At 66.1% G+C, this 20,922-nt stretch carries 17 protein-coding genes; 9 read left to right on the top strand and 8 right to left on the bottom strand.

Going from position 1 to position 20,922, the window contains the following annotated elements; all coding sequences use genetic code 11:
- Position 1: 1 nt before the first annotated feature.
- Both GKC30_RS06500 and GKC30_RS06495 read right to left on the bottom strand, forming a co-directional pair.
- Positions 2-301, bottom strand: a complete 300-nt coding sequence (locus GKC30_RS06500; RefSeq protein WP_155933253.1) for a hypothetical protein — start codon at positions 299-301, stop codon at positions 2-4.
- A gap of 402 nt (positions 302-703) precedes the next feature.
- Entirely contained in the window at positions 704-2,320 is a 1,617-nt protein-coding gene (locus tag GKC30_RS06495; protein ID WP_155933251.1) for a flagellar hook protein FlgE, read from the bottom strand.
- A gap of 217 nt (positions 2,321-2,537) precedes the next feature.
- Here GKC30_RS06495 and GKC30_RS06490 point away from each other — a divergent pair, with 217 nt between their 5' ends.
- Together GKC30_RS06490 and GKC30_RS06485 are read left to right on the top strand one after the other, a co-directional pair.
- On the top strand, positions 2,538-4,454 hold the full coding sequence (locus tag GKC30_RS06490; protein WP_155933248.1) for a methyl-accepting chemotaxis protein: 1,917 nt from the start codon (positions 2,538-2,540) through the stop codon (positions 4,452-4,454).
- Between the two features lie 164 nt (positions 4,455-4,618).
- A complete protein-coding gene (locus GKC30_RS06485) occupies positions 4,619-5,149 on the top strand; it encodes an OmpH family outer membrane protein (RefSeq protein WP_155933246.1) in 531 nt (176 codons plus the stop codon).
- A gap of 77 nt (positions 5,150-5,226) precedes the next feature.
- On the opposite strand, the gene GKC30_RS06480 is transcribed toward GKC30_RS06485, so the two are convergent.
- From GKC30_RS06480 to GKC30_RS06470, 3 genes are all read right to left on the bottom strand, one after another.
- Positions 5,227-5,583: an Hpt domain-containing protein gene (locus GKC30_RS06480; protein WP_155933244.1), complete on the bottom strand. Its 357-nt coding sequence runs from the start codon at positions 5,581-5,583 to the stop codon at positions 5,227-5,229.
- Between the two features lie 75 nt (positions 5,584-5,658).
- Complete coding sequence (locus GKC30_RS06475) at positions 5,659-6,840, bottom strand: glycosyltransferase (RefSeq protein ID WP_155933242.1); 1,182 nt, start codon at positions 6,838-6,840, stop codon at positions 5,659-5,661.
- Between the two features lie 96 nt (positions 6,841-6,936).
- Entirely contained in the window at positions 6,937-8,265 is a 1,329-nt protein-coding gene (locus GKC30_RS06470; protein ID WP_155933240.1) for a hypothetical protein, read from the bottom strand.
- Positions 8,266-8,578: 313 nt separating this feature from the next.
- Here GKC30_RS06470 and GKC30_RS06465 point away from each other — a divergent pair, with 313 nt between their 5' ends.
- Complete coding sequence (locus tag GKC30_RS06465) at positions 8,579-9,073, top strand: 3D domain-containing protein (protein ID WP_155933237.1); 495 nt, start codon at positions 8,579-8,581, stop codon at positions 9,071-9,073.
- Between the two features lie 120 nt (positions 9,074-9,193).
- Here GKC30_RS06465 and GKC30_RS06460 read toward each other — a convergent pair whose 3' ends face one another.
- The 3 genes from GKC30_RS06460 to GKC30_RS06450 are packed head-to-tail and all read right to left on the bottom strand — an operon-like array spanning position 9,194 to position 11,069.
- Positions 9,194-9,997 carry a nitroreductase family protein gene (locus GKC30_RS06460; RefSeq protein ID WP_367614010.1) on the bottom strand — a complete coding sequence of 268 codons (804 nt, stop codon included), beginning with the start codon at positions 9,995-9,997 and terminating at the stop codon, positions 9,194-9,196.
- Between the two features lie 11 nt (positions 9,998-10,008).
- The gene (locus tag GKC30_RS06455) at positions 10,009-10,614 is read right to left on the bottom strand and encodes a hypothetical protein (RefSeq protein ID WP_155933235.1); all 606 of its coding nucleotides are present in this window, start codon (positions 10,612-10,614) and stop codon (positions 10,009-10,011) included.
- Positions 10,611-11,069, bottom strand: a complete 459-nt coding sequence (locus GKC30_RS06450; RefSeq protein ID WP_155933233.1) for a hypothetical protein — start codon at positions 11,067-11,069, stop codon at positions 10,611-10,613. Before GKC30_RS06450 ends, GKC30_RS06455 begins: the two co-directional genes overlap by 4 nt.
- Before the next feature lie 154 nt (positions 11,070-11,223).
- Between GKC30_RS06450 and GKC30_RS06445 the strand changes: the two genes are divergently transcribed.
- The 6 genes from GKC30_RS06445 to GKC30_RS06420 all read left to right on the top strand — a co-directional run bounded on the left by GKC30_RS06445 (position 11,224) and on the right by GKC30_RS06420 (position 20,893).
- The gene (locus GKC30_RS06445) at positions 11,224-11,682 is read left to right on the top strand and encodes a hypothetical protein (RefSeq protein WP_155933231.1); all 459 of its coding nucleotides are present in this window, start codon (positions 11,224-11,226) and stop codon (positions 11,680-11,682) included.
- Positions 11,683-11,711: 29 nt separating this feature from the next.
- A complete protein-coding gene (locus tag GKC30_RS06440) occupies positions 11,712-12,488 on the top strand; it encodes a GGDEF domain-containing protein (RefSeq protein ID WP_155933229.1) in 777 nt (258 codons plus the stop codon).
- A gap of 92 nt (positions 12,489-12,580) precedes the next feature.
- Positions 12,581-15,607 (top strand): PAS domain S-box protein, encoded by a 3,027-nt coding sequence (locus GKC30_RS06435; RefSeq protein WP_155933227.1) that lies wholly within the window; start codon positions 12,581-12,583, stop codon positions 15,605-15,607.
- A gap of 100 nt (positions 15,608-15,707) precedes the next feature.
- Positions 15,708-18,212, top strand: coding sequence for an EAL domain-containing protein (locus GKC30_RS06430; RefSeq protein WP_155933225.1), 2,505 nt, complete (start codon positions 15,708-15,710; stop codon positions 18,210-18,212).
- A 46-nt stretch (positions 18,213-18,258) separates the two neighbouring features.
- Positions 18,259-18,516 (top strand): hypothetical protein, encoded by a 258-nt coding sequence (locus GKC30_RS06425; RefSeq protein WP_155933223.1) that lies wholly within the window; start codon positions 18,259-18,261, stop codon positions 18,514-18,516.
- Positions 18,517-18,796: 280 nt separating this feature from the next.
- On the top strand, positions 18,797-20,893 hold the full coding sequence (locus GKC30_RS06420) for a phage tail protein (protein WP_155933221.1): 2,097 nt from the start codon (positions 18,797-18,799) through the stop codon (positions 20,891-20,893).
- The last annotated feature ends 29 nt before the right edge of the window (positions 20,894-20,922 follow it).

Genomic DNA, 20,922 nt, shown 5'->3' with positions numbered 1-20,922 from the left:
GCTACTCCCCCAGCTTGGTCTTGAGCGTCCCGGTGGCGGCCGCGTTGTCGTCGGACGAGGCGGCCGTGCCAGCGGATGCCTGGGCCAGCCGTTTCTGCTCCACCGTCCGGGCCTCAAGGAGCTTTTCCCGCTCGCGCTTGCGTTCGCGGGCCTCTTTTTGCCGCTGTTCCTCCTCCTGGCGGGCGCGTTCGGCCGCCAGCTCAGCGGATCGGTTCGAACCGGACGAGCGCTGCTGGCCCGCGCCGAGTACGCCTGCCACGCCGCTGAAGACCGAAGTGATGAGTGCCGGGCTTCCTCCCATGATGAATCCTCCTGTGAAGAGGCTGTTGAAAACGGCGATCCGCGTGGTTGCGTCGATGCGTTCACAAATCCGCAGGACGGGGCGAATCAAGGCCTTGCGTGCAGGAGCCGCCTCTTGGCCTTGCATTGTTTCCGCGTCCGGCATCTCGTCATTTTTGAACAGCCGCTCTGTCTTGACCTTTTCGCCGGTCAGTTAAAGGGTTTTTCGGACCATAGCCCTGGAATCCGCCCCGGACGGAGAACGGGCGAAAGGAGGAGTCGAAAGGACGAGAAAGGGCGGACATTGCCTGTTGACAGGGGTTCCGGTCAGGGTTGTCCTGGAGGTTCAAGCTGTCGGCGCAAACGACGAGGGCCGCCGCCGGAGTGCTTCCGGCGGCGGCCCTCGGCTGTGTCCTGCCCGGCGCTAGCGCTTGATGCTGATGAGGGTGTTGAGCAGGGAATCCGTGGTGGTGATGACCTTGGTGTTGGCCTGGTATCCGCGCTGGGTGATGATCATGTCGGCGAATTCCTGGGCCATGTCCACGTTGCTTGTCTCCAGGGAGTTCTGCTCGAAGAAGCCCCTGCCTCCCTGGCCCGCCTTGCCCACAATGGCCTCTCCCGAGGCGTCGGTGGACACGAAGTGGTTGTTTCCGGCGCGGCGCAGCCCCCACTCGCTGGTGAAGCGGTAGTTGGCGACCTGATAGAACTGCTCGCTCTGGCCGTTGGAGAAGTAACCGCTGAGGAATCCGTCCTTGTCCACGCTGGTGTTGAGCAGATAGCCCCAGGTGTGGCCGTCCTGAATCTGGAAGAGGGTGAAGGAACTTTGATCGTAACTGGTGGTGATGCGGGCGTCGCGTCTGGCATCGTCCATGCCCGGCAGGTTGTTCGCGTTGCGTCCCACATCGGCGGCCGTGGCCCCGCCCGGTTTCCAGGAGGAGGTTCGCGATGTCAGGCCGAAGTCGTAGCTTATGGTCACCATCTCCCCGATGGCCGCCCCGTTGCTGCCGTAGGTGAAGGAAAACTCGGGCTTTCCGTCGGCGCTGAACGAGGCGGGAGCCCAGTTGCTCAGGACCTTTCCGTCGGCCCTGGCGCCGGGGTCCAGAGAGTAGGCCGACTGCTCCACCAGCTCGCCCTGGTCGGTGAAAACCAAGACCCCCATTCCGGCCAGCCCGGCCGAGGAGGTATTGAAGGCGTCGCTGCCGTCCGCCGAGGTCGGCAGCGCCACAAGGTATTCCCAGTAAATGTATCCCGGAACCGCGTTGGACAGCGTCGAGGTGTCAACGGGATCGAAGTGGACGCTCAGTTTGCGCTCGTTGCCCTCGGAATCGTACACGGTCAGGTTCGAGGAGTAGGCGGGCTGGTTGTCGCCGAAGGGGTTGCCGTCGGCGCGGCTGCCGTCGTAGGCGGCCAACATGGCGAAGAAGGGGTTGGTCTCGCTCGAGTGCTTGTCTCCGGACATGGCGTCGAGATTGGTGACCATCGCCACCGAGGAGGTCGCCCGGGGTTGGGAACGCACCACCCTTGCAGGCTGGCCGTCTATGATCACGTCCTCGTAAGGCAGCTGAACGTCCGAGACCTGGTTGGACACTTCCCCGGTTTGGCGGTCAACGACATACCCCTGGAGCCTGAATCCGTGGGGGTCCACCAGATAGGCGTCGAGATCGAAGCGAAACGCCCCGGCCCGTGTGTAGTGGGTGGCCCCGGCAGCGCCTTCCGAGCCCGGGTCGCGCACCCCGAAGAAGCCGTTGCCGGAGATGGCGAGGTCGGTGGACGTGCTCGTCAGCTCCAGGCCGCTTTGGGTGAAGATGTTGCGCACCGCGGACATGGCCACACCCATGCCTATCTGGCTCGAATAGCTGGCCCCCGACTCATACTGTCCGCCGCCCGAGGCGAGTTGCCGACTCATGGCGTCGCAGAACAGGGCGTCCGCACGGCGGAACCCCATGGTGCTGACGTTGGCCAGGTTGTTGGCCACCACCTGCATCCGGTTGCCGTGGGCGACGACGCCCGTGGCGCCGACAAACAAGCTGCTAAAACCCATACCTTCCTCCGATCCGGCCCGGTTGGGCCAGGCAGGAAGCGCTCCGGGGGACCCGGCCCCGGCAACATCTTCCCCTTTGCTTCTCCGCCGGGGAAACAGCAAGGACCATGCCACGGAAAAAGGCTCCGCCACGTTTCCCGCGGCGCATTATTATAATGGATTATCCCCTCGCCCTCAGGCCAAAGTTGACACGAACATGTCAAAAAGGGGGGGCACCATGCGTATCGTTGAAAACCTCGGGGTCGGCCAGAGGCTGATCCTGGTCATCTCTGTCGTCATTCTCGCGCTGCTCGGGGCCATCGTCGTCGATGTGACCCTGAGCACCAGAAACCTGACCTTGTCCATCTCCGACAAAATCCTTTCCCAAAACAGCAGAACCGTTACCTCCACCTTGAGCGGCTGGCTCGGCGACAAGCTGCGCTATCTGAACTTGGCGGCGGAGAATCCGTACGTCATCGAGGCGGCCCTTGGCGGCGATTTTGAGGCGGCCACTGCCTGGCTGGTCAAGGCCAAGGAGGCCGACCCGGCGCTGGAGTCCCTCTTTGTCCACGATGCCCAGGGCATCTCCGTCGTCACCACCAATCCGGGCGGTCGCGGCCGCTCCTATGTCAACCAGGAATACTTCACGACCATCATCAAGGAAGACAAGGCCAGCTACATCTCCAATATCGTGCTCTCGCCCGTCAGCAAGCAGCCGCGGGTGGCCATCGCCGTGCGTATCCGCGACAAGGGCCGGACCGTGGGCTATGTTGGCATGTCCATCATGGCCTCGGCCTTCACCGCCGCCTACATCGATCCCATCAAGGTCGGCTCCGAGGGCTATGCCTTCATTCTCGACCTGGACGGCCGCATCCTGGCCCACCCCGACAAGGGGCTCATCTTTGAAGACGTGAGCCAGCACGACTTCATCAGAACGATGATTACCCGTAAAAGCGGCTTCATCGAGTATTTGTGGCAGGGGGACATCAAGTACCTGGCCTTCAGCCAGGTGCCGGAAACCGGCTGGATCGTGGCCCTGGCCGCCGACCAGGACGACCTCATGACCGAAGCGGCCCAGCTGCGCACCCGGCTGCTGCTCCTGGGCGCCACGGGGCTGGCCCTGGCCATCCTGGTCATTTTTCTTGTCTCCCGCAGGCTGATAACCCGGCCGCTGGCCTCCATCGCAGCTCAGGCCGAGGCCATCAGCGACGGCGATCTCGATGTCCGTTTCGAGACCTCCTACAGCGGCGAGATGCGGATGCTCAAGGAATCCTTTGAACGAATGGCCGCGCAGTTGCAGCGCATCGTCGGCGACGTGCATGCCGCTGCCGAGCAGGTCTCTGCCGGCGGCGAGGAATTGAGCGCCACGGCCCAGGATCTGTCCATCGGCGCCAACAATCAGGCCGATGCCGTGGACAAGCTCTCCTCGGCCATGGAGGAGATGACATCCAGCATCGCCCAGAACTCCGAGAATGCCAACCAGACGGAATCCCTGGCGAGCAAGGCGGCCCGGGACGCCCAGCACGGAGGCGAGGCCGTGGCCGAGGCCGTGGGCGCCATGACCGAGATCGCGGACAAGATCACCATCATCGAGGAAATCGCACGCCAGACCAATCTGCTGGCCCTCAATGCGGCCATCGAGGCGGCTCGTGCCGGGGAGCACGGCAAGGGCTTTGCCGTGGTGGCTGCCGAAGTGCGCAAGCTGGCCGAGCGCAGCGGCGCGGCAGCGGCAGAGATCGGCCAGCTCTCGGCGTCGAGCAACGCTGTGGCCAACCGGGCGGGCAAGATGCTCGAACAGCTGGTGCCAGATATCCGCAAGACGGCCGAACTGATTCAGGAAATCTCGGCAGCAACCGGCGAGCAGCGGGTGGGGGCCGAAGAGATCAACAATGCCATCCAGGATCTCGATACCGTGGTCCAGCGCAACGCAGCCACGTCAGAGGAGGTGGCCTCCACGTCCGAGGAGCTGGCCGGTCAGTCCGTGCAGTTGCAGCAGACCATAGGGTTCTTCCGTCTGGCAGGGGTGTCCGGCGGTCCGGCTCCGAAGACTGCGGCCAAGGGGCCCAAGGTGGCCCGCGCAACCCCGGCCGCCCTGCCTTCGTCTGCGGCGTCCGCTGACAAGGCAGAGGCCGACGACGAGTTCGAGCGGTTCTGATCCGCCCGACCCGGGATCGCCCTGCGCGGGGCGGCGGCCTGCCTGCCGCCGTCCCGCGCCTTTTTGCCCCCTAGCAATCGCCCCTTGCCATGAGGCCCCGCCCTGCGTAGGGTGGCTGCCTCGGCAAGCGAGAGTGAACCCAATCAACCAACGGAGCCAATGATATGAAACGTCTCATCGTCCTGCTCGCCATCGCGCTGCTCGGCCTCGGCCTTTTCGGATGCAACCAGCAGGCCGGAATCGCTGTCGGCGTGGTGGATGAAGCCGCCGCCTTCCAGAACAACAAGGCGGCCACCTCGGCCATGACCTATCTTCAGGAGCTGGGGACCCCCCTGCAGCAAAAGGCCGAGGCTGCCTACAAAGCCATGCAGGAGGACCAGAGCGAGGAGAATGTGGCCGCCTACAAGGCCGCCATGGGCGAACTGCAGAGCGTCATGAACGAAGAGCAGCAGCGCGTGGTAGCCCTTATCGACGCCAAGTTCAACGAGGTGCTCGAGACGTACCGCAAGGACAAGGGGCTGACCATCATCCTTAGCCGCCAGTCCGTCATCGCCGTGGACAACGCCGTGGACATCACCGCCGACATCTCGGCCGCCATGGACGCCATTGAGCTGGACCTGACGCCTCCGGCCCGCCCGGTCGTGGACGATGCGGCTGTCACGGAACAGGCCCCGGCCGCGTCCGACGAACAGTAGCCTTTCGACCGCCCGCAAGAGAAGGCCAGCCCGTTTGGACGGGCTGGCCTTTTTCTCGTTCGGAAGGAGTTGTCGGGTCAGCCCTGCGGGTTGCGGGCCAGAAACTCGCGCATGGCCAGCCGTGCGGTGTCGAGGCTTTCGACGAAATCGGCGTAAAGACGCCGTGTCGTACCCAGGTCGCCGTCCTTGGCCGCCTCCTCCATGGACAGGGCCAGCCCGGCGTTCACGGTGGAGCGGACCACGCCGCACATGCCCTTGAGGGAGTGGGCCAGTTTGGACGCCTGATCCATGTCGCCCTGTTCCAGGGCTGCTGCCAGGGACTCGGAACGCTCCGGGCTGTCCTCCAGAAACGCATTGACCAGTTCCGCGGCCAGCTCCATGTCTCCGGCGAGACTCTGCACAAATCGCTGCTCGTCAAACAGGGGGTCGCTCATGTTCGGGACTCCGGGCCTGTGGCGGCCTTGGCTCGTGTCAAACAGGTGTTCATGCCATGTACCATCCCGGGCCGGTCATGGGAATGATTTTTCCGGCCCGGCGCACAGGGCGGTGTAGAGGGCTTCGTAGCGACGGGCCGCCGCAGCCGGGGAAAATCCCGCCACCACGCGCTCTCTGGCCGAAAGCCCCAGGGCGTCCCGGCCGAGCCGTCCCAGGCCGGCCATGCGGACCATGGCCCGGGCCAGGGCCTGGGCATCGCCAGGGGGCACGACCTCGCCAGTGTTCCCCACCAGGGCGGCGCTGTCGCCCACGTCCGTGACCACGCTCGGCACCCCGCAGGCCATGGCTTCGCCCACCACATTGGGCAGGCTCTCGCCCGCCGAGGACGAGACGTGCATGTCCATGGCCGCCATCACCCGCTCAAGGTCGTGCCGCTCGCCCAGGAGCCGGACACGTCGGGCTCCCCGGATGCCGGGCCGGGAGTCGAATCCCGCCTCGGCCAGCCAGGCGGCAAGGCGTTGGTTGTCGCTGTCCACCCCGCGCCCGGCCAGAACGAATACCGCGTCGGGCAGTTCCTGTGACGCCATGCCTGCGGCCAGCAGCAGGGTGTGGTGGTCCTTCATGGGGTCGAACCGGGCCGCGTGGCCGATGACAAGGTCGTCGGCCCCCAGGCCGAGTTCGGCACGAACCGCGGTCCGGGCCTCGGCGTCGGGCCGGAAGCGGTCGGCGTCGAATCCGTTGGGGATGATCTCGAACCGGCGGGGCGAGTAGCCCAGGCCGCGGTGGAAATCGCGTGCGGCAGCCGAGTTGGTCACTGTCGCGTCCGGGAACCGGGAGAGGGCGGCGCAGGCCCGCAGCGTCAGGGCCGTGGTCCTGGGGTAGCGGTCGAGATCCATGAAGGCGCAGCGGATGTTCCAGACCAGCCGGGGCGAAGCGCCCAGGGGAAAGGCCAAGGCCCGCGCCGCCAGACCGAGAAGGTCGGCATGGTAGAGCCATGTCTGCACCACATGGGGCCGGTATGAACGCATCATGCCTGCCAGCCGGGCCAGTCCCGCCGGGGACGGAACGCCGCGGCGCATGCTCAGAGACGCCACTTCCACGCCCGCATCCGCCAGCCGCCGCCCCATTTCGCCCGGCGCCACCAGACTGACCACGCGGCAACGAAAGCGTACCGGGTCCATGGTGGCCGTCAGTCTGTGGAGCGTGGTTTCCGCGCCCCCCACATCCAGGCCGGTGATGACGTGCAGTATTCTCATGCTGGGTGTGCGGCCTGTCCGCCGCATGTTCCCTCTAGCATCATCCGGGGCAAATCGCCAGAGCCGGACCGGACGATCATCTGCCTCTCGTCAGGGTCAGCCATACACGCAATCCCCCCCGGCCTCTCGGTTCCAGTGCCCCCCCTCGAAGACGAGCAGCACCTCCTGCATGGCCAGCGTCCGGCAGTTGTTGAGGCATATCTTGGTTTGCTGCGCCTCAAAGGAAGATGCCACCTTGCGGGTGGGGGGCAGAAACCCCCGTACCCAGACATTGCGCCCCGGATGGTCCGAGACGATGAACGGATAGGCGCGTTCGGCAGTTGCCGAGCCGCATCGGGGCGCAGTCACTACCGAGGGCCGGTCGAGCCGGATCGAATCGCCGCGATCAAGGAACATCAGCCGCGTCCCGCTGCACAGCAATGCCCCGCAACCGGCTTCGCCGTAGACAAAGACCAGGGCGCTGTCCGGGTCGGCCATCCGGCGGACTCGCCGGACCATTTCCGCCGGGCTGGCCGCGTCAGGCAGGCCGGCAAGGGGCGGGACCTCCGTCCCGTTGAGGCATTTCATGGGGTGGCGGGGCACCAGTCGTCCTTCGAGCCACGGCAGAGGCCGAAAGAAGCGCACCCTTGCATTTACCCTGTCCAGCTGCGCCGCGGCCATGGCGGCCAGCGCCAGGTTGCGCAGCAGCGGGCCGCTTTCCGACTGTCCCGGCCGAGCCGACAGGGCCAAAAGCAACCTGCCGCAGACCATGACCAGATCGGCCGGATCGCCCCCGGACAGCATCCGCCATCCGGCCACTTCAAGCAGGCGGATCACGGCCCGTGCCGTGGCGGACGCATCAGGGACGGGCCGCATCCGGCCAGCCAGCTCGGCCAAGGCCCGGCCGAGAAACCTGATCGTCCCGGTTTCGTTCCCCATGTCCGATGCCAAATGCGCCATGTGCACGGCCAGGGCCGCATCCAGGCAGCCCGTCAGGGCCAGGGCCACGAGCATGGCCGCCCCGCGCAACCGGGAGTCTCCCGGCCAGCCCTCCCGGAGAGCGCCCCGGACTGTCCCGAAGCATGGTTCCCGCTCCGCAAGGGCGGCAGGCTCGGCGGTGTCGGGTTCCGTGGACAGAATCTGCCGCCGCCAGCCAGCCCAGTCTCCGTCGAACCGGGCAGCGGCAGCGGGAAGAGACGCCAGTCCCTCGGGCAGCCAGTATTCGGCCACGGGGTATTGCACCTCCATGAGTTCCAGCAGCCCGCAGAGGCGTCCGGGGGTGGGCAGGCTGCACACTGCCGCCCGCAGCCCGCGAGTGCGTCTGTCCGCAAGCTGTGCGGCCAGACCTTCCTCAGGTCCGCCGCCGTCCACGAGATAGCCGCCCCGCGGACCGCGCAGCAGATACGCGTCGCCGTAGCGCATGGGAAGCACCCTGAATTGCGTCATGTTCACCGCCGTTACGAGATAGGGAATGCGCTACGGGGGATACTCTCTTCTTTATTATTATGTCAATCTATATCGTTATAACGCTTCAAAAAAAGCGCATTTTTCCCTCTTTGACGAAAAGCGGGTGAATTCAACCGGGTGGGGATTTCCGATGCCTGTCGCCCGGGGCGAAAACTTGGCCAATGGCTTGAAGAATCAACGCCTTGGCAGAAGAAAAATTTGATTACATAGGGGAAATTGAAAACATTGACAAGTCCAAATCAGGCAATTATATGCCATCAGTCCAAAAAACGTACAGGAGACTTCACACCCGATGAAAACACTACTCAACTACGCGCTAACGCCTGTGCTGTGCGCAGCCATGGTCATCCTCGCTGTAGTTGCCTTTGCCAAGCAGCAGGAGATCGATACGTTGCGCCACAAGCTCGCCTTGTCCGAGCAGACGGCCACCGCGCGCAAGAACATGGTCGAGGAGGCCCGGCTCATTCAGAAGGCCATGCACGCCAATCCGGTGCGTACCGTCACCGTCACCGCCTACAATCCCACCGTGGAACAGTGTGACGAGGACCCGCTCATTGCCGCCAGCATGCGCCGGGTCCGCGCCGGGACCATCGCCGTTTCCCGCGATCTCTTCGACCAGGGCTGGGTGTTCGGCCGCAAGGTCCGCATCGAGGGGCTCGGCATCTTTGAGATCAACGACCTGATGAACAAGCGCTTCACCCAACGCATCGACATCTTCATGTGGGACGAGGGCGAGGCCAGGCAGTTCGGCAAGCGCAGCATCAAGGCGGCGCTGCTCGACATCTGACCCGCCGGGAAAACCCGGCGAAACAACGCCATACGATCGCGGCCGCAGAGGCCATGCAAAGGGCGCACTCCCCGCAAGCCGGGGGGTGCGCCCTTGGCGTCTGCCGTGTCGCGCCGCGTCTCAGTCGAGCCAGCGCAGCTCCACTTCGCGCCGCAGGGGGATACGCGCATAGCGGTACTTGGGATAGCCGAGCATCAGGGCGGCGTAGACGCCGTGCCCCTCGGGCAGGCCCAGGGCATCGCGGATGGGGCCGTAGCCCTCGGCGGCCTCCATGAGAAACCCGGCCCAACACGCGCCCAGCCCGTGGGCATGGGCGGCCAGCTCCAGGTAGGCGGCGGCCAGGGAGCAGTCCTCGGCCGGGTTGAACCCGTCCTCGGGCGCGTGGGCCACGGCCACGTGGGGTGCGCCGTGAAGCACCTTGTCCACGCCCCGCTCCCAGTTCCTGATGACGCCGGGAAAGACGTTGTTGATGGCCATGAACTCCACGGTGAGTCCGGCCAGACGGTGGGTGGCCTCGCGGGTGCGGGTGACGATCCAGCGGGCGGGCTGGCCGTTCTTGGCGCTGGGCGCGAAGCGGGCCACATCAAGCAGGTCGGCCACAACCCCCTCGGGAATGGGCTTGTCGCCATAGGTGCGTACCGAACGGCGGCCGCGCAGAAACTGATACGCCTGCTCAAGGCTGATCCTCAGATCGCGCTCCATGGGCGGGCACTGGGCCGGGGCCAGTCCGGCGGTCACGGGCATGGCGGGCAGGGCCAGGGCGGCCACGGGACAGACGGCCACGCAGTGGCCGCAACCGATGCAGGTCTTCCTGGCCGCGGGCCTGAGCTTCGGGAACCCCTCGCCGTCCTCGACGATCAGGGAATAGGGGCACTCGGCGGCGCAGGCGCCGCAACGCTTGCACAGCGAGGTGTCGCAGAACACCCGGCCAGCCCCTATCTGCCCGCCCCGAGCCGGGAGCACACGGACCGGACCATCTCGCCCGTGACCCCGCGCAGGGCCTCGGCCAGGATGTCGGACCGGGTGGAATAGCCGGGAACGACCACGTTCTCCACCTCGCTGGTGAACCGCTCGGAGTGGATCACCGCACCGTCGCGCTGGAGCATGATGCTCACCGAGACCCTGGCCGCCCAGGTGGTGGCGCCGGTCTGGTTCAGCTCGGTGGCGAGGACTTCCCCGGTGATCAGGGGCGCGGAGCCGGGAACCACGCTGGAGGTGCGGTACTTGGGGTCGCAGCCGGCGGCCTTGAGTTCGTCGAACAAGGCCCAGCCAACCCAGTCGGCCACGTCAGAGAGGGGCTCCAGGGCCGCCCCGTTCCTGTCGGTGCCAAGCCGGGTCAGGGGCCGTTTGTCCGAAAACTTGAAGACAATGACCTCGCCCGAGCAGGGACCGGCCTGCGGCCCCAGGGCATAGGTCAGCTTGACCGCGTTGTCCTTGGCGCATCCGGCGGCCAGAATCAGCAGACCCAGCAGGGCCAGACACGCGCCGGCCCGGCTGGCCGCGCCCAATGATTCGCGCACTCTGGCATGGAATCCGTTCATCGTTCCTCTCCTTGCCCGTCCGGGGCCTGCGGGCCGTCCGAGGGCTGTTCATCGCGTTTGTCCAGCTCGCTGTCCATGCGGTCCAGGAGCTTTTTGGTGATGCCAAGCAGCCTGTCCAGGCTCTCATTGACAAAGGTTCTGGCCTTGATGTCCAGTTCGTCGTCCTGATCCTCGCGAGCCGCGGCATCGCTTGTGGCGGCACCGGGCCGGGGGGCCGCGTTCGCCTCGAGCGCCTCGCGCACGGCGTCAATGCCGCGACGCACCAGGGAGAGTTCGTCGCGCAGGGCTTCGTCCCTGGCGCGCATCTCTTCCCTCAGGGCCGCCACCTCCGCCTCCAGGGCGCTGACCCTGTCGCTGTCGCCGTCCCTGTCTCCGGGGGGTGGCCCGCAGGCGGAAAGGCAGAATAGGAGCGCCAACACCGCAGCCACCAGGAGTTGTCCGTTTCTTGGTCTCATGGCCCGCATGATTACCATAGAGCCAACCGCCCTGACAATGCGTTCGCGGCCGCCCACGCGATCGGACCTTGATTTTGGCGCGAAATCCCGTACAATGCGGATGGTTATGAACAGAAATCGGCTCCGGCCGCAAGACACGAGGCGATGCCCACCCATGCTTCCCTTCCGCACACTGACCACTGCCCTGCTTCTGCTCTGCCTCGTTGGTTTGGCCCCGGCCGCAGACTTCGTCGAAGCGCCGAGGCCCGATACCTTTCGTGGTCTGGCCTGGGGCACTCCCCTGGCCGACATCCCGGACCTTGAGCGCGTACCCGGCCCCAACTACCGCAACACCTACCACCGCAAGGACGAACGGCTCTCCTTTGGCGACGCGGAGATCGTGTCCGTGGCGTATTACTTCCGCAGCGACCGGCTCTACCGCGTGGGCGTGGCATTCAAGGGCCGGGCCAACCATTTCCTGATCAAAGAGCGTCTGCTCGGTCAATACGGTCAGGGCCGGGGGGTCGGCTCCCGCTACGGATGGATGTGGCCCGACTTCTCGGTGGAGCTGACCTATGACGATTCGGCCGGGAGCGGGGCCCTCTATTACACCTTTGAGGGCGGGCTCGACTGACCCGTCCGGGCCACAGGACACCAACGGCCATGACCCGGGACAAACCGTCATCAGGCAGACTCAAGACCCGCTACACGCTCTTCTATGTCCTGAGCGTGGCCGCGCTGACAGCGCTGCTGTGCACCAACTTCGGGGTGATCTACACCCTGGCCCTGACCCCGCCGGACGAGCCTGAGATGATGATGAAGCTGGTCTACATCGTCATGGTGGCCGGGTTCCTCGTCCTTGCGGCCCAGGCCCTGCTGGTCTTCACCCGGATTCTGGCCGCCCTGGGCCGCGACGGGCGCGAGATGGAGCGTCTGCGCGAGCAGATAGACCAGCTCTCGGTTTATGACGAGCTGACCAAGGTGTATAACCGCTACAAGTTCGATTCCGTGGCCCAGCGCGAAATGGACAACGTCCGCCGCTACGCCACCCCTCTCTCGGCAGTCATGTTCGACATCGACGACTTCAAGGGGCTCAACGAGACCCACGGGTACAAGACCGGCGATCTGCTGCTGGCCAATCTGGCCCGGTTCGTTGGGGCCCGGCTGCGCAAGACCGACTACGTCTTTCGTTGGCGGGGGGGCAAGTTCATCATCCTGGCCCCCCACACCGACATCGACAAGGCGGCTATCATGGCCGAAAAACTCCGCCAGATCGTGGGGCACAAACTCTTTGGCGGCAAGATTCGCATGCGCCTCTCGCTGGGGGTGGCCCAGTGCCGCGGCGACGACACCGTCGAAACCTTCCTGCACCGGCTCCAGTCCGCCCTGACCGGGGCCAAGAGCCAGGGCAGAAACCGGGTTGTGCTCGCCAGGAGCTGACCCCGCTTCGGCCATTCTGCGGCGGCCCGGCGGGAGCGCGGCCGGGCATCATGAGCCAAGCCTTGAGGCGGCGTCTCAACGGGGAGGGAGACATGGCTCTGATCATACGGGAATTTCTGAAACTCTATGGTCCGTTGGCCTTGGCCATCGTCCTGGCCTCGCTCTGGTTCCTCCACAGCCGCGACCTGGAGCACCTCAACGCCGTGCGTCTGCGGCAGCCCCTGATTCTGGAGCGCGAGGCCGCCATCATCGACCGAGCCGTGAACGGCTTGGCCGCCGACGCCAGACTTTTGGCCCGACTGGCCGCCGACCGTCTCGACGGATTGCCCGGCCCCGCCCTGGAGCGTATCTTTTCCGACTTCGCCCGGACCAGACCCCATTCCCTCATGGTCCGGTTCATCGACAACCGCGGCATGGAGCGTGTGCGTGTCGATCAGGCCTGGTCCGGCCCGGTCGTCGCGCCGTCCGAATTGCTCCAGGACAAGGGGGAGCGGTACTATGTGCGCGAGGCCCTGCGCATCGACCCGGGCAGTGTCTTTGTCTCGGACTTTGATCTCAATGTGGAGCAGGGCCGCATCGAGGTGCCCCACCGGCCCACCCTGCGCTTCGCCAGCCCGGTGGTCGATGCCGGGGGCAGTGTGGTCGGCGCGGTGGTCATCAATTACGACGGCAGACATCTGCTGGATCAGGTCAAACGGGCCGGGGCCTCCGGCGAGGGGCTGACCCTGCTCTGCGATGCCCGGGGTTTCTGGATAATCGGCCCGGCCACGGACGAGGAGTGGGGCCGCGATCTCGGACGCCCGGACGCCACCATGGCCGTCCGCTTCCCCGAGGCGTGGCGGGCAGTGGCAGGGCAGGAGGAGGGCCAGACGCACACCCCCGAGGGGCTCTTTTCCTTTGTGTCCATTCACGTTGCCCAGGACGCCGACGGCCCTGGAGCCGCGGACTGGCGGCTCATGACCTGGGTTCCTCCGGCCGTCCTCTCCCTGCCCTGGGCCACCCCCTTCACCGGGCTGGCCGTGCTCTTCCTGCTGACCCTGGTTCCGGGATGCTGGTTTCTGGCCAGCTACCGGGTGCGTCAGGCCGAGGTGGAGGCCCGCCTGCGCGAAAGCGAGGCGCGCACCCTGGCCATCAGTCGGTCGGCTCAGGATGCGGTGGTGATGATCGACGACCAGGGGCGCGTCACCTTCTGGAATCCGGCCGCCGAAAGGCTCTTCGGCTACCCGGCCGGGGAGATTATGGGCAGGCGGCTCCACTCCCTGCTCGCGCCGGAAGAAATGCGGGCCAGGGCCGAGGCGGGCATGGCCGGATTCGCCCGGTCGGGCCGTGGCCATGTGGTGGGGCGGGTGGTGGAGCTCGATGCGCTGCGCCGGGACGGCTCCACGGTTCCGGTGGAGGTGGGCGTGGCCTCGGTGCAGTTGGACGGCCGCTGGTACGCTGTGGGCACCCTGCGCGACATGACCCGGCGCAAGCGCTACGAGGCGGCCCTCCGCCGCAGCGAGGAAACCAGCCGGACCCTGCTCAACGCCCCGGACCATGTGGCCATGCTTATCGAGCCAAACGGCAGCATCGCTGCCATCAACGAGACCGGCGCACGCCTCTACGGACAGGAGGCCGAAGCCATGATCGGCCGCACCCTGTTCGAGTTCCTGTCCGGGGAACGGGCCGAGGCCCTGCGCACCATACTCCGGGAGATCATCGAGCAGGCCCGGCCCTCCCGGTTCGAGGCCACTCGCGACGGCCGCCGCTATCTGGCCAGCGTCTACCCCGTCACCGGCCCGGACGGCGCAGTGGAGCAGGTGGCCATTTTCGCCCGGGACATCACCGAGCAGCGTCTGGCCCAGGCCGCCCTGCAACGCTCCGAACAGCGCTTTCGCGATGTGAGCGCAGCGGTGGGGGAATTCATCTGGGAAACCGATGCGGACGGGATATACACCTTTGTCACCGACGATGTCTTCTCCGTGCTCGGCCGCACTGCCGAGGAATTGCTGGGCCGTTCCCCGGCGGTGTTCATCGCCCCGGACCAGACCGATGACTTCGTGCGCTGGCAGACCGATGTGTACGCCCGGCGCGAGCCCTTCTCCAAGGTCGAGCTGCGTTGCGTCACCCGGGACGGCCGCACGGTCTGGCTCCAGTCGAGCGGTGTGCCGTATCGCGACGAGGAGGGACGGTTTGGCGGGTATCGCGGGGCGGATATGGACATCTCGGAGCGCAAGCGGGCCGAGGAGATCATCAAGGCCAGCGAACGCAAGCTTCGCGCCCTGGCCGAGTCCGCCTACGACGCCATTGTCATGATCGACGGAAACGCCCGTGTCTCCTTCTGGAATCCCGCAGCCGAACGTCTCTTCGGCTTTGCCGAGGACGAGGCCATGGGGCGGGCCATCACCGATCTGATCACCCCGCCGGAGCTGCGCGAAAAGACCCTCATGACCCTGCGCCAACTGGCCGGAGGCGACGGCCCGCCATCCCTGGGGACCCTCCAGGAAACCGAAGCCGTGCGCAAGGACGGCACCCGGCTGCCGGTGGAGCGGTCCGTGTCTTCCTTCCGCCTCGGGGGCGCATGGTACGCCGTGGCCACCATCCGCGACATCACCGAGCGCAAGACCACCGAGGCCAGGCTTCGCGAGCTGGCGACCACCGACAGCCTGACCGGGCTGTACAACCGCCGCCGCTTCATGGAGCTGGCCGAGCGGGAATTCGTCAGGAGCCGCCGCTACCAGGGGGCGCTGACCATGCTCATGATGGATATCGATCATTTCAAACGGGTCAACGACACCCATGGCCATGATGTGGGCGACGAGGTGCTGCGCGAGCTGGCACACATCTCTCGCGTCACCCTGCGCGAGCCGGACGTGCTTGGCAGGCTGGGGGGCGAGGAGTTCGGCGTGCTCTTGCCCGAGACCGACGCAGCCGCGGCCCTGGAGGTGGCCGAACGGTTGCGTAGGGCCATTGAGGACGCCTCCATGGTTACGGCAGCCGGAGAAATGCGAATTACCGTGAGCATCGGCGCGGCCGCCTCGGACGCGGACGCCGACTCCGTGGCCACCCTGCTCAAGCGGGCCGATGTGGCCCTTTACGCGGCCAAGGAGGCCGGACGCAACCGGGTGGTGGCCGGATGACGACAAGAATCACCCTCTTTACTTCACTTTTACACAACCACGTCGTATGCTGGAGCAGAGTCGCAACTCTGGCCCCAACCCCCGCGACCGGGAAAAACTGATGCGTTCACGCCGCCTGTCTTCGTTCTTCGAGTTCACCCCTTTGGGCATGCTCCTGCCTGCGGCGCTTACGCTGGCCCTGTTTGGCGGGTCCATCTTCCTCTACCTGCTCCCCTCCATCCACAACGCCTTCATGAACGACCGGCGCGAGAACATCCGCATGCTCACCGGCACGGTCATCAACACCCTGGCCCACCTTCAGCAGCGGGTCGAGGCCGGGGAGCTTGGCCCGGACGAGGCCAGGGACATGGGCCGCGAGCTGGTGCGGGCCATGCGCTACGGCCCCGAGGGCAAGGACTACTTCTGGATCAACGACGAGACTCCGCGCATGGTCATGCACCCCTACATCCCCGAGCTCGAGGGGCGCGAGCTGACAGAGTACACCGACACGGAGGGGAAGGCCCTGTTTATGGAGTTCATCCGGGCGGCGGAAACCCCCCAAGGCGGGTTCGTGAACTACCACTGGCAGTGGAAGGACCAACCGGAAATCCTTGCCCGCAAGCTCTCCTATGTCCGCAAGTTCGAGCCCTGGGGCTGGATCGTGGGCACCGGCATCTATCTCGACGATGTCCAGGGCGAACTGGCCGGATACCGCAACCGGCTCGCCGTCATCTTCATGGCCATTTTGTTGGTGGTGGCCGGCATTGAGATATACGTCCTGCGCAAATTCGCCCGCGGGGCCAGGGAGCGGGCCAAGATACGGCTGCAACGCGAGCGCCTGCTCGATGCCCTGCGCTCGGGCGAGGAGCGCTACCGCACCATTGCCGACTTCGCCTACGACTGGGAGATGTGGATCGACACCGACGGCGGCGTGGTCTACTGCTCGCCCGCCTGCGAACGCATCTCGGGCCACCCGCCCGAGCGTTTTTTCGAGCGTCCCGGGCTGCTGCGCGAGGTCATCGTGCCCGAAGACCGCGAGGCGTGGGACAAATATCTGATTTTCATCAATACCGAGGTGGGCGGTTCCCTGGATTTCCGCATTGTCACCCGCAGCGGGCAGACCCGCTGGATCGGCGTGGTGGGCCGGGCGGTGTCCGGCATCGGCATGAAGCCGCTGGGCATCCGGTGCAGCTTCCGCGACATCACGGACCGCAAGGAGATGGAGGAACAGCTCCGGCATCAGGCCCTGCACGACCCCCTCACCGAGCTGGCCAACCGGACCCTGTGCCTGGACCGCATCGGCCAGGCCATGCGCCGGGCCGGACGCCGGGGCAACTACTACTTTGCCGTGGTCTTCCTTGATCTTGACCGATTCAAGATCATCAACGACTCCCTGGGACACCGCTTTGGCGACATGGTCCTGGTGGAGACGGCCAACCGCCTCGCCCGCCATGTGCGTACTCTGGACACGGTCTCGCGCTTCGGCGGGGACGAGTTCGTGCTCCTGCTCGACGAGCTGGCCAGTCCGGGCGAGGCCATCCGCATCGTCAAGCGCATCCGCGAGGAGCTGGCCCAGCCCTTCCTTTTCGGCGGTCACGAGGTGCAGACCACGGCCAGCTTCGGCATTGTCCTGAGCCCGGTCCCGGACATCCGCTCCTCCGAGGTGCTTCAGCGGGCCAATATCGCCATGCACCAGGCCAAGGAGGCGGGCCGCAATCGGTTCAAGGTCTTCACCGCCCGCATGCTCGAAAGCGCCGTGGACCAGCTGACCATGGAAAACGACATGCGCCGGGGGCTGGAGTCCGGGGAATTCCATGTGGAGTTCCAGCCCATCATGGACCTGGGCGGTTCGGACATCATGGGCTTCGAGGCCCTGGCCCGCTGGCAGCATCCCGAACGCGGCTCCATTCCGCCCTCGGAGTTCATCCCCATGGCCGAGGAGTCGGGCATCATTCTCAAGCTCGGCGAGTGGGTGCTGCGCGAGTCCCTTCTGACCCTGGCACGCTGGCGCAAAAAGACCAGCGGAGCCGAGGACATCTTCATCTCCGTCAACCTCTCGGGCAAACAGTTCGCCCGGGCCGAGCTGGACAAGCTGGTCATCGACGCCCTGCGGGCCGCCAGTCTGCCGCCCGAGGCCCTCAAGCTCGAGATCACCGAATCCGCGCTCATGGATCACCCGGAGACAGCCATCAACGTCCTCAAGCGGCTGCGCCGCATCGGGGTGCGATTCTCCATCGACGATTTCGGCACGGGCTATTCCTCGCTCTCCCAGCTTCAGCAGCTGCCCGTGGACACGCTCAAGGTGGACCGCTCCTTTATTTCGCGCATGAAGACCGACCCGGAAAACATGGAGATCGTCCGTGCGGTCATCGCCCTGGCCCATTCCCTTGGTCTGGATGTGGTGGCCGAGGGAGTGGAGGACGCGGGCCAACTGTGTTCGCTCATGGAGCTTCGCTGCGAGTCCGTGCAGGGGTTCTATTTCCACAAGCCCCTGGCCCCGCACGATGCCGAGGCCCTGCTCCAACGCCGCGCCGAAGGCGGCGACGCCTCGCCAGGACAGCGGATGCGCGAGGCCAGACAGGGTTGCCGGGACGCCCGGTCGTCTGACGACGCCGGGTCCGCCTGAGAGCGAGCCCCTTGTCATCCCCTCCCGGGATGCTTACACTCTGCCCATGACCAGACAATTTGATCCAGAACTGCTCTATGTGGAGTGCAGCCAGTGCGGTCAGCCCATCCTCTGGGGACACGGCATGACCTCCAGGCTGCTGGCCATGGCCGGGATCGACGCCACCGCTCTGGACGAGCGGTGCGTCATCGTGTCCGAGGGTTGCCCGGCCTGTCGTCCCGGCGAGACCTCCTTCACCACCCAGGTCGTGCGCCTGAACCGCGAAAAGGACGACCGGATAATTCAGCCCGCCGCCACCAACTAGCGGCGTCCACCGGCCTTGGGCGCAATAACGCCGGGCCGATCCGCCACAACCGCTCCCGACCGCCTTTGATCGGGGACGCCCATTCCCATGCCTCTCCCCCCGCCAACAGCCGCCTCCGGGGTCTGACTCCACGCCCTGTCAACAGGGAATGTCCGACCTCCGGCGCCCTCTGACATCCTTATTTCGCCCGTTCTCCATCCCGGCAGAAAAGCCGGGCTAGCCTGTGCCGCAGATCCCGACACGCCCGCCCGGGCTGTCGAAACAGCAAGGAGACGCGGACATGAGCATAGCCACCCCGGCATTGACCAACTTCACGGCGGGTGAGATCAGCCCCCGCCTGGCGGGCAGGGTCGACCTGTCCCGCTATTTCAACGGCTGCCGCACCCTGGAAAACTTCCACATCCACCCCCACGGTGGGGCCACGCGGCGCAGCGGGCTGCGTTTTGTCGTTCAGGCCCTTGGGCAGGTCCGTCCTGGGCTGCTGGTCCCCTTTGAGAGCAACGCGGAAGAGGCCTATGTGCTCGAATTCGGCGAGGACGATTCAGGCCAGGGGCGGATGCGCGTGTTTAGCGGCAACGGCCCGGTTCTGGTCCAGGGGGTTCCCCTGACCCTGGATATGCCCTACCGGGCAGACCAGCTTGAGCGGCTGCGGCATGCCCAGTCGGGCGAGGTGCTGGTGCTGGCCCACCCGGACCATCCGGTTCGCACCCTCACCCGCAAGGCCCACGATCATTGGGAGCTTGAGGAGATGGACTTCATTGGCCGTCCCGCCGCCTGGACCGATGGCAACAACCCCTCGGTGGTCGCCTTTTTCGAGCAGCGGCTGGTGCTGGCCGCCACGCCTGCCCAACCCGGCACCCTGTGGTTCTCGCGCACCGGAGAAATGACGGATTTTCGCCTGCGCACCCGCGAGGCTCCCCTTGACGGCTGGCGCGACCGCGAGATCGTGGACGCAAACGGCGACGGTCTGCGCGACGGCCGTCCGGGCGATACCTTTACCCTGCTCGACGGCGACGGGTTCGAGAAGCTCGACGGCCTCAAAGGCCAGCACCCGGACGGGACCACCCGCTATTACCGCTACAAGGGGGCGGCCAACCTCACGGCCTCAGGCGCGGACAGGACCGTGACCTTCAAGGCCGCGCCCACGGGCTCGCAGGTGGAGCCGGTGCGCGACGCGGCAGGCGAGCTTGACGCCGAGTTCTGGGATTGCCTTGAGCCGGGGGACAGGACCGAGGCTCCGGCAGGCGCAGAGCCCCTGGACGATGACGCCATCGAAGTCACCCTCTCGGGCAGACAGGCCAACGCCATCGAATTCCTTGTGGCTCGCGGCAGGCTCTGGGTGGGCACGGCCGGAGGCGAATGGACCTTGGGCAGCTCCCTGGGCGATCCGGTCACTCCTGCATCCATCAAGGCGAGCCAGGAGGGCTCCTGCGGCGCATCGCCCACCCGGCCCGAGGCCGTGGGCTTCGCCACCCTCTATATCCAGCGCGCCCGCCGCAAGATCCGCGAGATGGCCTATCGCTACGAGTCCGATGCCTATGTCTCACGCGACCTGACCATCCTCTCGGAGCACATTACCCGGCCAGGCCTGACCCAGATGGCCTATGTCCAGGAGCCGGACTCCATTCTGTACTGCGTCCGTGCCGATGGCGTGCTCCTGGCGCTGACCTATGAGCCGGACCAGGAGGTGGCCGCCTGGTCGCGGCTGCCCACGGACGGCGTGGTGGAGTGCATCGCCGCCGTACACAACCCGGCCGAAAAGCGCGACCAGCTCTGGGCCGTGATCCGGCGCACCGTGGGCGGACAATCGCGGCGCCATGTGGAATTCCTCGAAGCCGAGTTCAACGGGGTCATGGAAGACGCCTTTTTCGTGGACAGCGGCGCGACCTACGACGGCGAGCCGACCCAGACCCTCACTGGCCTTTGCCATCTGGCCGGGCGCACCGTGGACATCCTGGCCGACGGCGCAGTGCAGACCGCCCGCACGGTGGATGCGCAGGGGGTTGTCCGTCTCGACCGGCCCGCGGCCAGGGCGCACGTGGGCCTGCCCTATGTCTCGCGGCTGCAGCCCATGCGCCTTGAGGCGGGCAGCTCCCGCGGCACGGCCCAGACCAAGCGAAAACGCATCACCAAGGTGGCCGTGCGCTTTCACGACACCCTGGGCGGCCGGGTCGGCCCCTCGCCGGACAGGCTGGAGCCGGTCTACTTCCGCTCTCCGGCTGTGCCCATGGGCCGGGCCAGCACCCCCTTTTGCGGCGACAAGGCCGTCAACTTCCCCGGCGGATGGACCCGGGAAGGGCTGCTCACCATCGTCCAGGACCAGCCGTTGCCCATGAGCGTGCTGCTGGTGGTGCCCACCACCGTTGTCAACGAATGATCCGGGCCTGGCCCGGCCAGTCCACCCAA

This window comes from Pseudodesulfovibrio alkaliphilus, assembly GCF_009729555.1.
Lineage (GTDB): Bacteria > Desulfobacterota > Desulfovibrionia > Desulfovibrionales > Desulfovibrionaceae > Pseudodesulfovibrio > Pseudodesulfovibrio alkaliphilus.
Note: the sequence above shows the minus strand (reverse complement) of the source record. Positions and strands in the feature narration are given on the sequence as shown.